This is a genomic window from Streptomyces pratensis (assembly GCF_037137275.1).
GTDB lineage: Bacteria > Actinomycetota > Actinomycetes > Streptomycetales > Streptomycetaceae > Streptomyces > Streptomyces pratensis_B.
On record NZ_JBBBEN010000093.1, the window covers coordinates 165263 to 178381 of the forward strand.

At 74.8% G+C, this 13119-nt stretch carries 10 protein-coding genes; 7 read left to right on the forward strand and 3 right to left on the reverse strand.

The annotated features are described in order from the left end of the window. Positions 1-126 precede the first annotated feature (126 nt). Complete coding sequence (leuE, locus tag V9U70_RS20080; protein WP_336677128.1) at positions 127-792, forward strand: leucine efflux protein LeuE; 666 nt, start codon at positions 127-129, stop codon at positions 790-792. A gap of 69 nt (positions 793-861) precedes the next feature. Here the strand turns inward: leuE and V9U70_RS20085 are convergent, their stop codons facing one another. Further along, positions 862-1323 carry a MarR family winged helix-turn-helix transcriptional regulator gene (locus tag V9U70_RS20085; protein WP_336677129.1) on the reverse strand — a complete coding sequence of 154 codons (462 nt, stop codon included), beginning with the start codon at positions 1321-1323 and terminating at the stop codon, positions 862-864. Between the two features lie 224 nt (positions 1324-1547). On the opposite strand from V9U70_RS20085, the gene V9U70_RS20090 reads away from it, so the two are divergent. Genes V9U70_RS20090 through V9U70_RS20110 form a run of 5 tightly spaced genes read left to right on the forward strand, consistent with a single transcriptional unit; the run spans position 1548 to position 8879 of the window. Further along, positions 1548-2513 (forward strand): glycosyltransferase family 2 protein, encoded by a 966-nt coding sequence (locus V9U70_RS20090; RefSeq protein ID WP_336677131.1) that lies wholly within the window; start codon positions 1548-1550, stop codon positions 2511-2513. A gap of 3 nt (positions 2514-2516) precedes the next feature. Next, a complete protein-coding gene (locus tag V9U70_RS20095) occupies positions 2517-3863 on the forward strand; it encodes a polysialyltransferase family glycosyltransferase (RefSeq protein ID WP_336677133.1) in 1347 nt (448 codons plus the stop codon). 56 nt (positions 3864-3919) lie between these two features. Next, positions 3920-5287, forward strand: coding sequence for a tetratricopeptide repeat protein (locus V9U70_RS20100; protein ID WP_336677135.1), 1368 nt, complete (start codon positions 3920-3922; stop codon positions 5285-5287). Continuing rightward, complete coding sequence (locus V9U70_RS20105; RefSeq protein ID WP_336677136.1) at positions 5284-7734, forward strand: polysaccharide pyruvyl transferase family protein; 2451 nt, start codon at positions 5284-5286, stop codon at positions 7732-7734. Before V9U70_RS20100 ends, V9U70_RS20105 begins: the two co-directional genes overlap by 4 nt. A 56-nt stretch (positions 7735-7790) precedes the next feature. Beyond that, positions 7791-8879, forward strand: coding sequence for an acyltransferase (locus V9U70_RS20110; RefSeq protein WP_336677138.1), 1089 nt, complete (start codon positions 7791-7793; stop codon positions 8877-8879). 92 nt (positions 8880-8971) lie between these two features. Here the strand turns inward: V9U70_RS20110 and V9U70_RS20115 are convergent, their stop codons facing one another. Continuing rightward, complete coding sequence (locus V9U70_RS20115) at positions 8972-10309, reverse strand: polysialyltransferase family glycosyltransferase (protein ID WP_336677140.1); 1338 nt, start codon at positions 10307-10309, stop codon at positions 8972-8974. Beyond that, entirely contained in the window at positions 10306-11289 is a 984-nt protein-coding gene (locus V9U70_RS20120; RefSeq protein ID WP_336677141.1) for a glycosyltransferase family 2 protein, read from the reverse strand. The genes V9U70_RS20115 and V9U70_RS20120 overlap by 4 nt, the downstream gene beginning before the upstream one ends. A 358-nt stretch (positions 11290-11647) precedes the next feature. Here V9U70_RS20120 and V9U70_RS20125 point away from each other — a divergent pair, with 358 nt between their 5' ends. Continuing rightward, entirely contained in the window at positions 11648-13030 is a 1383-nt protein-coding gene (locus tag V9U70_RS20125) for a DUF6716 putative glycosyltransferase (RefSeq protein WP_336677143.1), read from the forward strand. Positions 13031-13119: the final 89 nt, after the last annotated feature.

The following is a 13119-nucleotide window of genomic DNA, read 5'->3' on the forward strand; positions in this document are numbered from 1 at the left end:
GCCGAATCCTCCGCCGGACGGAAGCCCGCGTCCAGACCTCCCCGGCCCGCGAGGGCCCAACACGGCTGATACCGCCCGGTGAAACCCTCTGGACGGCGACCGGCCGGGGCGTGCGAGACTCCGTCCATGCTGGGTGTCACCGACCTTCCGACCTATCTCGCCGGCCTGGCGCTGATCGTGCTCCTGCCGGGGCCGAATTCGCTTTACGTGCTCTCCGTCGCCGCCCGGCGCGGCGTGCGTACCGGCTACCGGGCCGCGGCCGGCGTATGGACCGGTGACGCCGTCCTGATGACGCTCGCCGCGCTGGGGGCCGCCTCCCTGCTTCAGACCACGCCCCTGCTCTTCGCCGTCGTGAAGTACGCGGGCGCGGCCTATCTGACCTGGATGGCGATCGGGATGCTGCGGGCGGCGGCGGGCCTGTGGCGCGAGCGCCACCGGCGTAGCGCCGAGCTGGTGGAGCCGGCCGGTGCTCCCGGCACGGGGGCGCCGACGGAGAACCCCTACCGCCGGGCGCTGGCGGTCAGCCTGGTCAACCCGAAGGCGATCCTCTTCCTGATCTCCTTCTTCGTCCAGTTCGTCGACCCCGGCTACGCCTACCCGGCCCTGTCGTTCCTGGTGCTGGGCACGCTGCTCCAGGTCGCCAGCTTCCTGTACCTCTCGGTCCTGATCTTCGGCGGCACCCGCCTGGCCGCCGCCTTCCGCCGCCGCAAGCGGCTGTCGGCGGGGGCCACTTCGGCGGCGGGCGTGCTGTTCCTCGGGTTCGCGGCCAAGCTTTCGCTCAGCGGCGTATGAGGAGCCGCGGCCCCGGCCGTGGCCCTCGTACGGGCCGCGGTATCGGCCGTGGCCGGGCGCGGGCCGGTCTCAGTGGGGCCGGGTCTGCCCGCCGACGTTGTGGATCATCCGCTGGAGCACCTTGAGGGCGGCGACGAACTCCGCTTCCGAGATGCCCTCGTGGATCTCGGCGCGGGCCCGCGAGACCCGCGCGAGCGCCTCCTCGCGCAGCGTGCGCCCCGCGGGCGTCAACCGCAGCCGGGTCCCGGCGTCCTCGGTGACCAGCTCCCGTTCCAGAAGGCCGTCGACCGCTTCCTGCATGGTGTCCGTCCCGGTGTCGAGGAAGCCGCTGAGCATCGCGACCAACTCGCCCCTCTCCCGCCCCTTTTCGTCCGCCTCGGTCAGTCGGCCGAGGACCCACCAGGCCGGCTGGGTGAGTCCGTGCTCGGCCAGTGCGGCCCGGATGTGCGCGACCGTCGCCCGGTGCGCGGCCCAGCTCCAGTAACCGATCGGCTGACGTGCGAGTCCCGCGTCGTCGTGCGAGTAGTCCATGCTCGGGACGGTAGGACCTCAAGCCCACTTGAGATCAAGTCCCGTCGGCGGTCGCGCTCCACGGGGGCGGGGCGGGGCGGGCACGGGCGGCGCGGGCGTGGCCCGGTCCCGGGCCCGGTCATCCCGCGGACGCGCAGAGTTCACCCTCCGTCGTGCCGGACGTCACCCGTTCCTTCCGCCGCGTCACTACGTTGTCCGGACCATGATCGAAGGTGAGGGCACGCGTGCCGAAACTGTCCGTCGTCGTACCGCTCCACAATGTCGCGGCCTACGCCCCGGCCACGCTGGGCAGCCTGGCCCGCAACGCGGACCCGGACATCGAGTTCCTGCTGGTCGATGACGCGTCCACCGACGGGACGCAGGACATCGTCGACCACTGGGCCGACCGGCTCCCGCGCGCCGAAGTGATCCGGCACGGTACGAACGTCGGCATCGCCGCCGCCCGCAACAGCGGCATCGACGCCGCCCGCGGCGACTACCTCACCTTCCTCGACGGTGACGACTGGTACGCCCCCGGCCACCTGAACCGGCTGCTCCGCGCCGCCCAGGACCTCGACTGCGACTTCGCCCGCACCGACCACGTCCAGTCCACCGGGACCAGCCGCGTCATACGGCGTGCCCCCGCCCCGCTCCGGGACGCCCTGCTCGACCCGCGCGACGGGATCGGGGCGCCCGAGCGGGAGACCATGGTCGACTACCCGTTCGTCTGGGCAGGGATCTACCACCGGCGGCTCTTCGAGGACGGCGCCCAGCGCTTCGCCACCGAACTGCGCACCGCCGAGGACCGGTTGTGGATCTGGCAGCTGCACCTGCGCGCCCGCACCTACGCGGCGCTCGGGCTGTACGGCGTCTTCTACCGGCGCGGGGTCACCACCTCCCTGACCCAGATCAAGGACGCCCGGCAGCTCGACTTCTTCCCCGCCTACGACACGCTCCTGGCCCAGCTGGCGGCGGACCGGGACGCGGACGTCCTGCTCCCCAAGGCCGTCCGCACCTACTGCGCGATGATCGCCTTCCACAACGAGAAGGCGGACGACTACGAGCCCGCCACCGCCCGGCGGCTGCGCGCCGAGTCGACCGCCGCGCTGCACCGGATGCCGCCCGACGTGCTCGACCGCACCCTGACGATGATCGACCACAAGCGCGGCACGCTGCTCAGCCGTCTGCGCGCCAAGCAGAAGGCCGCCTGACCCATGCCCGTGCGCACCCAGATCTTCCAGGTCTCCACCCTCTACGGGGCGGCCACCCTCGCCGCCGCGCTCGACGCCGGCCAGTTCGGCCGGGCCCGGGACTGCCACCGTGTCCTGCTGGTCTCCAACAACGCCGCGGTCCCGGAGACGGCCCTGAGGCTGGAGGAGATGCGCGGTTACGGTTCCCTCGCCGCCCGCTTCGACGCCGTCGTCGACTGGAACGAGGCGATCAGCCCGCACCACCCCAGCGGCTGGGGCCCGCGCTCGGAGGAGACCGTCCTGTGGCAGCGGGCCTTCCGCCTGGCCTGGGGCGTCGACCCGGAGGCCCCCATCGACCTGGCCGTGGAGTCCATCCAGGTCAACCCGGCCCGCGCCCTGGCCGCGATCTTCTCCGAGAGCGCCGTGCACGTCTACGCGGACGGCCTGATGAGCTACGGCCCCACCCGCAACCGGCTGCCCCAGTCCATCGCCTGCCGCATCCGGCGCGTCCTCCACCTCGATCTCGTCACCGGACTGCGCCCGCTCCTCCTCGCGGAGGCGGGCGTCGAACCCGAGCTCGTCCCCGACGACGCCTTCCGCGCCGTCCTCGCCGAGATCGCCGCCGCGGCCGAGGGTGACCGCCGCCTCGCCGCGGCCGAGGAGGCGGCCCCCACGGCGATGCTGCTCGGCCAGTACCTCGCCGCCCTCGGCATCCTCACCGCCGAGGAGGAGGAGGACCTGCACATCCGGATGCTGCGCGGAGCGGCCCGCGCCGGACACACCTCGATCCTCTTCAAGCCGCACCCCACCGCTCCGGCCCGCTACTCCCGCGCCCTGGACGAGGCCGCCGCCGAGGACGGCGTACGCCTCACCACCCTGGACGGCCCCCTGCTCGCCGAAACGCTGTACGAGCGGTGCGCGCCCACCCTGGTCGTCGGCTGCTTCTCCACCGCGATGTTCACCGCCGCCGCCTACTACGGCATCCCCGTCGCCCGCGTCGGCACCCGGCTGGTCCTGGACCGCATCACCCCGTACGAGAACAGCAACCGCGTCCCCCTGACGATCACCGACCACCTCGTGCCCGACCTGGACGCCCAGGGCCCCGGGGCCGTCCCCCTCCTGCCGCGCACCGCACCGGAGACCCTCGCCCCGCTGGTGCGGACCGTCGGCTACTGCATGCAGGCCAAGCTCTACCCCGGGCTGCGCCCCGACGCGGAGGAGTGGCTGCGGGAGCGGCTCGACCCCAGCACCCAGCACTACTTCAAACGCCGCCGCCTCCAGAGCCTCACCCTGCCCGGCGGCGGCCCCCGGGGGGCGGCGGTCCGGCTGCGCCGGACCGTACGGCGCACCCGCAGCACCCTGGGCCTCTGACCCGGCGCCGGGACGCATCCAGGCCGGTGCCCGACTCACAGAACGGCGGAACGAGCATGGGCCAGACCCTCACCGGGCTGCTCACGTCAGTACGTGCGATGGCCGCGCGGCCGGGGCGCCCCACCGGCGGCCCCGACCCGTGCCTCCTCCCCGCGCTGCGGATCTGCGGCGACCACCTCGCCGCCCTCGCCGCCTCCGGCCCCCTGACCGACGCCCGCCGCACCCGGCTCATCGCGTCGATCGGCGCCCTGACCACCGCGTGCTCCACTCCGGGCGCCGACGGGTTCGACGCGCTGCTGCGTACCGGACAGCAGGCCCTGGACACCGGCGGCGAGGCCGAGAGCCGCCTCGCCCTGGCCCTGGCCGAAGAGGCCATCACCGTGCGCGCCCGTTCCAAGGGCGCATGGCGACTGCGCGGCCGCGCCCTGGACGCGCTGGGCCGGGGCGAGGAAGCCATCACGGCGTACGAGCGGCACCTCACGCTCCAGCAGAACCCCGCCGCCTCGCACGACGTCGCCCGCCGGATCGCCACCCTGCGCGCCGCGGGGGACCGCATCGACGAAGCCCTCGCCCTCTTCCCGGACGAGAGCACCTCCGCCGCCGACACGGCCGCACGGCACACCGACGCCGCGCCCCGCTCCGACGCTTCCCGCCCCGCCGCCGGGCTGTCGCGCCACCTGCCCGCCGCGGAGGCCCGCACCGCCTTCGCCGCACTCGTCCGCCGCCGCACGGCCGAACGCGGCGCCGCCGACCCCGCGGTGCGACGGCTCGCCGCCCTGTACACCGAGCACCGACGGCTGTCGGAGCGCGACCCGATGGCCGACCCTTTGCTCGGCGGCGCCGAGCCCATCGGGGTGCCCGCGCTGCGCCGCCTCGTCGCGGGGCGGACGGTGTGCCTGGTCGCCGACACACCCCTCACCGCCGAGCGGGAACAGCGGGCCGGCAGCCCGCTGGCCGCCCTCATCGAGGGCTACGACATCGTCGTCCGCTGCGACGCCCTCCGTCATGCCGCGCCCACCGCCCGCACCGATCTGCACGCGCTCACCCTGCGCGGCGACACCCCGTGGAACGGCCCCCCGTGGGACCGGCGGGCCGGCACCCGGCTGGTCTTCGGCGACCCGCTGGCGCACTGGCGGCTCGCCCTGCGCAGCCGGCTCGTCCCCGGCGCGCAGGACCGCGTCGGGGACGCCTCGCTGCGCCGCCCGCTGCACGACCCGGCGCTGCTCGGCGGGGAGGCGGACGACGGCTCCCCGCCGACCACGGCCTACGCCGTGCTGCGGCTCCTCGACTTCCTGGGCACGCCCGCCCGGGTGGACCTCATCGGATTCGACGGCCCGGCGGCCCTGCCGCCCCGCGAGCGGGAATGGGCCGGGGCACGGGCCCTCGACACGAACGACGCCGGAACGAGGATCACCCTGCGATGACCGCGAACAGACCGCTCCCCGCCCCGGCACAGGAACCGGCAGACCCGGCCCAGGCCACGGCTGCGACGCCGACTGCGTCGACGCCCGCCGCCCAGGCCACGGCTGCGACGCCGACTGCGTCGACGCCCGCCGCCCTGGCCGACGACCGCAGCGCCGTGACCGGGAAGCGACGGATCGCCTTCGCCGCGTACACCGACACGGCGACCCTGCCCGGCCTCCTGACCCTCCTGCGCAGCCTCGCGCTGAGCAACCCGGACCTCTGCGAGGACTTCGTCGTCCTGCACCCCGGCCTGCCCGACACCGCCTTCGACGCCGCCCGACGACTGCACCCCCGGCTCGTCCCGCGCACGGCCGCCGGACGCCACGCGCTGTTCCGCGTCGACGGATACGACACCGTGATCGCCCTCGGCCCCGCCATGGTCGTCCTCGGGCGGCTCGACCCCCTGCTGAAGCTGCGGAGGGGCGTGGCGGCCGTGGTGCGTCCCGCCCCGGACGACGGCGGGCCGGACCCGCGCGGGAGCTTCCGCGACGACGCTCTGCTGGTGATCCAGCGCCGCGACCTCGACGGCTGGGACCCGGTGCCGTCCGCCGGGGAGGCGGGCGTCGCGGTGCCGGAGGACCTCCTGGTCCCCCTCGACTCCCGCTACGACTTCCGGGCGCGGCGGCTCTACGACGACCTGCCCCTCCCCGAGGGCGTCGCCGTCCTGAACTTCGCCGACGCCCCCGCCGACCGTGCCGGCCTCGCGCCCGCGTACGCCGCCCGGGACCGCTTCGACCTGGACGACGACGCGTTCCGGGCCGCCTGCCTCGCGCTCCCCGGCGCGGTCCACCCCGATCTGCTGCTGCACGTGGCCCTTCCCCTGCCCGCCCGGCCCCGCCCGCCGATCGACCTCGTCCGCCGGATCGCGGAGATCCACCGGCAGCGCGGCCGGCACGACGAGGCGGTCGCCCTGCTGGACGAGGCCATCGCGGGCCGGCCCGACCTGCCGCGCTGCCACGAGACGCTCGGCGTCTGCCTGATGGCGCTCTCCCGGTACGAGGAGGCCGAGACACACCTCCTGCTGGCGACCGCGTCACCGGACTTCGCCCCCCGCGCCTTCGGTCAACTCGCCCGGCTGGCCTGGCTGCTGGGCCGCACCGAGGACGCCCGCGGCTATGCGCTCGCAGGGCTGGAGACCGACCCCACCGACGCCAACTGCCGAGCCTGGTACGCCCGTACGTCCGAACCGGGCGTCCGCGACCGGACCTCCGGCGGCCTCCCGGCCGGTGAACAGCTCGCCCACGTGGCCCTCTTCGCGGACGGCGAGGAGAACGCGGGCGACAAGGTGCTGCCGGAGGCGGTCCGCCAGTGCTTCACCGCCACGACCGGCCCGGACCGCTGGTACCAGCAGCACGCGCACCGGCTGGTCGACGACGCGGCCCTGGGCGAACTCAACGCCCGGCGTGCCGTGATCGTCGGCGGCGGCGGGCTCTTCCTCCCCGACACCGCGCCCAACGGCAACAGCGGCTGGCAGTGGAACATCCCCGACGGCGTCCTCTCCCGCATCACCGTGCCGCTGGCGGTCTTCGCGGTCGGTTACAACGTCTTCGACGGCCAGCGCTACCGCCGGGAGCGGTTCGCGGCCTCCCTGCGGGCCCTGGTCGAGCGATCCGCCTTCTTCGGCCTGCGCAACCACGGCTCCGTGGCCCGCGTTCGGGAGCTGCTGCCCGCGTCCCTGCGCGCGAGGGTGCGCTACCAGCCCTGCCCCACGACGGTCGCCCGCCACCTCGACCCCCGCCTGGCCGAGCCGGCGCCGCGCGAGGACACCGTGCTGATCAACTGCGCCTACGACCGGGCCGGGCTGCGCTTCGGCCACGACTACGGGCACTTCCTCGCGGAGATGGCCGCGGCGATCCGGGCCCTCGGCCCATCGGCGGAGATCCGCTACGCCGCCCATATGCCCGCCGACGAACGCTTCGTCGACGACCTGCGCCGCGCCCACGGGCTCGTCCTCCCCGTGGAGCCGCTGTACCGGCTCTCCAACGACGAGATCCGGGACCTCTACCGGCGCGCCCGCCTGGTGATCGGGATGCGGGGCCACGCCGGAATGATTCCCTTCGGCTGCGGGACGCCCGTCATCAGCCTGGTCTCGCATCCCAAGCTCGCCTACTTCCTGGCCGACATCGACCGCCCGGACTGGGGTGTCTCCGTCCACGAGCGCTCGCTGGGCGCCCGCCTCGCGGAGCGGGCCGGTGCGGTGCTGGAGGACCATGCGGCAGCGGTGGCCGATGTCCACGACCGGCAGCGGGCGCTGTGGTCGGTGACCCGGGACAACCTCGCCCGGCTGCGTGAACTCACCGGCCTGCCCGACCCGTATACCGCCCCCGCCGTGAACCCCGACGATCCCGCCGTCCCCGCCCCGCGGTCCGCCGGACCCGCGCGCGCTGCCCACCAGGGCCCGGCATGACACCGGACGCCGCCCGCGTACCGCTCCCGGACCTTCCGCCCACCCCCTCAAGGACCATGTCCACCACACCTCCCGCCCCCGCGCCGGCGGCCCAGCCCCCGCAGCGGGCGGCGGCGACTCCCCCCGCACGCGAACACCGCTACGACATCGACCTGATCCGGCTGCTCTGCTCGGTCGGCGTGATCGTCTGCCACACCGGCTCCGCGTTCGTGAACACCGTCGGCCGCACGGCGTCGCACGGGCCCGGCGCCTACTGGGCCGGTCTGACCGCCGACTCCGCCGGACGTTTCGCGGTGCCGCTCTTCTTCGCGATCGCCGGCTGGGCGGTCCTCGTCGGGGCCCCGCCCAAGGACGGCTCGCGGATGCGCCGCCGCGTCGTCCGCATCGCGGTGCCGCTCGCCGTCTGGACCGCGCTCTACCTGGCCTGGGGCCGGCTGCGGGGGACCAACGAGGACCCCGTGGGGGAACTGGCGCTGGACGCCGTGTTCGCCTCGGTCCGCCCCGCCTACCACCTCTGGTACCTCTACGCCTACCTCCCCGTGATCATGCTCCTGGCCTTCGTGGTGCTGGTCAGGGCGGGCAAGCGGCCCTGGGGCCTCGGCGCTGTCCTGCTGGTCCTGGCCGCCGCGCCGTCGCTGTTCGGCGATCTGGCAGAGGCGACGGGCCGGGAACTGCCGCGCTTCGGCTGGGCGTTCGGCCCGTACCAGCTGATCTACGCGGTGCTGGGCGCGCTGCTGATCGCCGCACCGGCCGGCACGTTCGGCCTCCGGCGTCTGCCGTGGCTGCTGCTCGCGGCCGCCGGGCTGGCCGGGGTGGTCGCGTACCAGCACGAGGTCCACTACGCGATCCCGTACGCGCACGTCCTGGTGGCCCTGTTCAGCTGCGGCGTCCTGCTGGCCCTGCACGGCCTGCGGGTCCCGGAGCGGCTGCGCCCCGGCCTGACCAGGCTGTCCGACGCGTCGTTCGGGGCCTACCTGGTGCACGTCCTGGTCCTCGGGGCCCTCACCGACGCCTTCGTGCGCGCGGACCTGACCGGGCCGGCCGCCGCCGCCCTCGTCGTCGCGGTCGCCGCGGCCACGACGGCGCTGTCCTTCGCCGCGGCCCTGCTGTGGGGCCGCCTGGGGGCGAGCCGGGTGCTGGGCTGAACGGAGCCCCGGCTCCGGGGTCACCACGGCACGCCCCGGCCCCACCGAGCACGGGCCCCGCGGCGCGCCGCCGGCCCGGCCCGCCCCTCTCCTCAGCCGCGCCCGGAGCCCTTCAACGCCCGCGCCCGCCGGGCCACCCGGCGCAGCGTCGCGTTGCGGCGCAGGAACGCCAACCGGGCGGGCACGACCCCGGGAAGGGCGAGCGAGGCCAGCCGGCGGCGCTTGAAGTAGCGCCAGGTGTGTCCGTCCAGGCGCCCGGACAGATAGCGTTCCGCGGCCGGCCGCAGATCAGGCCGGACCCTCGGCCGCATCGCGAACCCGACCGCCGCCAGCAGACCGTCCACCTCCGCGGCGACGCCCGGCTTCCGTGCGGCGACCGCGTCGGCGTCGGCCAGGTCGGGCAGCAGGGCGTCCACGACCGTCGCCGCGGTCCGCTCCGCGTTCTCGTACGGCGTCAGTCGCTCCAGCAGCATCCCCGTGCCGACGGTGGCCGCGGCCAGCCCGTGGAACCGGGCCGCCCGGAGCAGTGCGGCCGAGGTGCAGCCGACGACCAATGCGGGCCGCAGCCGGTGCAGAAGGGCGTCGGTCGCGACGGGCGACGGGGTCTCCAGCACGGTCAGTTCGACGCCCAGACGAGCGGCCTCCGCGCGCAGAGCCGTCCAGCTCCCCACCGGACCGCCGGCGTGGGGGGCGAACACCATCCGGGTGTGGCCGAGGGCCGCCGCCCCGCGCACCATGGAGCGACGCAGCTCCTCCTCCTCAGCCGCGGAGACCAGCCCGGCCCCGGCGAGGTCCTGCCCGAGCAGCAGCACCGGCGCCTCGGCGTCCGGTATCCCCACAGCGGCGTCGGCCATGTCAGCCACGACCCTCATGACCGCGTCGGCCGGAACGGACTCGGGCTCCACCCCGAACTCGCCCAGCAGCAGCGGACGCACTCCGGCGACCAGGTCCCCATGGAGCAGCCGCCGCACCCGGGTGCCGACCAGAGGGGGGACCTTGCCGCCGGTCGGCCCGTACGCGGCCGGCCCGTCGGCGTACACGTCGATCGGCACGCCGGTGAAGATCTCGGCGAGGGCCCGGGCGGGCCCGGCGTGCGGGGACTCCACGACCAGCTCGACGGCCTGGTCGCCGAGGCAGAAAGCGCGCCGGAAGTGGCGCTCCCACAGGGGGACGTCGTCGGCGCGGGGCAGCCAGCCGTCCGGGTGGAAGGGGGAGATCGCGTCGTTCCACGAGACCACCTCGTCGAACCGGGTGCGCAGCCGCTCGAAGCCGGAGGTGTCGGCCACGTCCGGCACGGCCTCCGGGACCGGGCCCGTCCGGGACAGCAGCAGGAGCCGGCGGCCGGGCCCGGCGAAGCACCCCGCGTCGATCGCGGCGGCGAGCAACGCCGTCGCGGCGGCGGTGGAGGCGTGGAAGATCCGGGTGGTCATGCGGCGAAAGCCCCCTCGGCGGCGACCGGACGGCGGCGCAGCCTGCGCAGCCGGGTCGCCCGTGGCACGTCCATGGCGTCAAGGGCCTCGTTCAGCAGCGGCTGCGGCAGGCGTCCCAGCGCTGCGCCGCCGCGCGACTTCAGTTCGCGCGCCACCGCGGGCTCGTACGTGTCGAGGGCTCCGAGGTGGTGGGCGAGGACGGCGCAGTAGGTGCGCACGGCTTTCGGCAGCAGGGCGTCCGCGTCCCGGTCGGCGGCCGTCTCCTCCACCACCTGGTCGAAAGCGCGCAGGAAGTCGAGTTGGCGCGCGTCGCCGATCTGGGTCAGCGACGAGGACACCCCGCGGCGGTAGAAGTGGCTCAGCGAGCCGAGGACGGCGAAGGACTCCGCCTCCCGGTGCAGCCGCCAGATCCACGGCCGGTCCTCCGCCGTGCGCAGCCCGTCGGTGAAGTGCAGCAGCCCCCGCTCCAGCAGCCGCCGGCGGTAGAGCCCCGCCCAGGCGAACGCGTAGTCCACCGAGGTGGTGCGGGTGGCGGGCAGGATCGCGTCCCGCGGATCGCTCACCGTTCCGCGCGGACCGTGCGGAACCCGCCGTACCGTGCGCGTCCTGCCGTTCGCCTGTACGTGGTCGGTGCGGACGAAGTCACAGCCGAGCGCCTCGGCGTCGGCCACCAGCCGGCCGTAATGCCCGGGGGCCAGCCAGTCGTCGCCGTCGAGGAACGCGATGTACTCACCGCGCGCGGCGTCCAGACCGGTGTTCCGCGCGGTCGCCAGCCCCGCGTTGGCCGTGTGCCGCACCAGCACGGCGCCGGGGATCTCGTCCGCGGCACGGTCGAGCAGCCGCTCCGTGCCGTCGGACGAACAGTCGTCGACGAGGAGGAACTCGAAGTCCTCGCGGGCGTTGGCCCGCAGGCTTCTGAGCGTGTCGGGCGCGTAGGCCCGCACGTTGAAGAACGGCACGATGACGGAGAGCTTAACCACCCGCGTCACGCTAGGGCGGGCGGCGGCCGCTGCCTTGTCGCCGGTGCGGACGCCAGGTGAACGACAGCCGTCGAAGCGGTGAACCGGCGCGACCGCGGGGTACGACCCCCCTTTCTTCTCCTTCCTTTCCCCTCTCCCGCCTTGCGGGCTTCGGATGTGCGCACACCCCCCGTCGCCCTTTCGGCTCCCTGGGCGTCGCCCAGAGGATGAACGGGGAATGGAAAACAGGTGAACGACCTTTCAGTGCAGGCCTTTTGACGCTTCTCCAAGGCCGATTCCCCAAGCGTCGGCTCGCTGTTAACCATCTGTTGCCATCGCGTTGGGCCGCGCATCGAAATGCCTTCCTAACTTCAGAGACGTGCCCTCACGTACCAGCAACGCGGCCGAACCGGCCGAAGCCCCCGCCGTGCCACCCCCGGCGCTGCGGGTCGCCGTCCTCGCCGACTCCGACACCCGGTGGAAGTGGGGCGCGCTCACCGCGCGCCGTCTGACCGCGGAGGCGGACGGGCGGGGCGCGCGCCCCGTCGAGGTCAGCGGGCTGCTGCTGCGCGGCCGGGCCACCCCGACGCCCCGCCAGCTCGCGGAGGTCGGCGAGGTCGGGATCGCCGCCGACCGGGTCCGCGAGGTGACCGCGGTCGAGTTCCTGCACGCCGTGCGCGACGAGGGGTTCGACCTCGTCGTCCTCTCGCTCGTGGGCGGCGGCGTCCAGGCCATGCTGCACGGTCTCGCCGCCCTGGAGCTGCCGCGCCGGCCCGTCATCGTCACCGGATACGTCGGCGTCGTCTACGAGAAGCTCGCCGACGGACTCCTGCTCCGCCACGGGGCCGACGTCGTCCTCGCCAACTCCCGTCACGACGCGGACCGCTTCCGCGCGGTGTACGAGGGAGTGGGCGCCGACGCCTCGGCCGTGACGGAGGCCGCCCTGCCCTTCCTCGGCGGTGCGCCGTACCGGAGCGAAGAAGGCCGCGACACCGTGGTGTTCGCCGCCCAGCCCTCCGTGCCGGCCTCCCGTGCGGACCGTACGTACCTGCTCCGCAGGCTCGTCGAGCACGCCCGGCTGCACCCGCGCCGCGAGGTGCTGCTCAAGCTGCGCTCGAAGCCCGGCGAGCACACCACGCACATCGAGGAGCTGCCCTACCAGCGCCTCGCCCAGAAGCTGCCCGGCGGCCTGCCGCCCAACTTCCGTCTGGTCTACGGCCACATGGGCGAGGTCCTGGACCGCACCGACCTGCTGGTCACCGTCTCCTCGACCGCCGCGCTGGAGTCCCTGCACCGCCGCATCCCGACCGCGATCCTCACCGACCTCGGCGTACGCGAACCCCTCGGCAACCACCACTTCGTGGGCTCCGGCCTCCTCACCTCCTGGGACAGGCTCGACGGCGGGTTCCGCCCGCGCCCCGACGGTCAGTGGCTGGCCGGCCAGGGCGTCGCCGCCGACGGCTCGTACGGCCGGGCCTACGACACGGCGCGGGCCAAGGTCACCGCCCTGCTGAACGCGGGCGAACTCCCGCGCCTGTCGCCCTACTACACGCCCACCACCGCCCCTGGCTACCTCCCGGGCATCCTCGCCCGCCACCACCTGGCCCCGGACGGCACACCGCTGCCCGGCGCCGCCGCACCGCAGCAGACCGGCCGGGTCCGGGGCGCGGTGCGGGAGACCGTCCGCAACGCCGCCCGCGGCGCCTATCGCCACGGCGTCCAGCGCGTCGCCCCCGCGATCCGCCGGATGGGCGAGCTGTGAGCGCGCCGGTGAACGCACCCGGCGCCGCCCCCGTCCGGAGCGGGGCCGCACCGGACGAGAAGTCACCCACCGGGCAAGCCGAGCCCACC

Excerpts from the sequence above, each read along its gene's own strand:
- V9U70_RS20085 (WP_336677129.1), bottom strand. The coding sequence starts at position 1,323 with ATGGACTACTCGCACGACGACGCGGGACTCGCACGTCAGCCGATCGGT.
- leuE (WP_336677128.1), top strand. The coding sequence starts at position 127 with ATGCTGGGTGTCACCGACCTTCCGACCTATCTCGCCGGCCTGGCGCTG.
- V9U70_RS20110 (WP_336677138.1), top strand. The coding sequence starts at position 7,791 with ATGTCCACCACACCTCCCGCCCCCGCGCCGGCGGCCCAGCCCCCGCAG.
- V9U70_RS20115 (WP_336677140.1), bottom strand. The coding sequence starts at position 10,309 with ATGACCACCCGGATCTTCCACGCCTCCACCGCCGCCGCGACGGCGTTG.
- V9U70_RS20105 (WP_336677136.1), top strand. The coding sequence starts at position 5,284 with ATGACCGCGAACAGACCGCTCCCCGCCCCGGCACAGGAACCGGCAGAC.
- V9U70_RS20100 (WP_336677135.1), top strand. The coding sequence starts at position 3,920 with ATGGGCCAGACCCTCACCGGGCTGCTCACGTCAGTACGTGCGATGGCC.
- V9U70_RS20095 (WP_336677133.1), top strand. The coding sequence starts at position 2,517 with ATGCCCGTGCGCACCCAGATCTTCCAGGTCTCCACCCTCTACGGGGCG.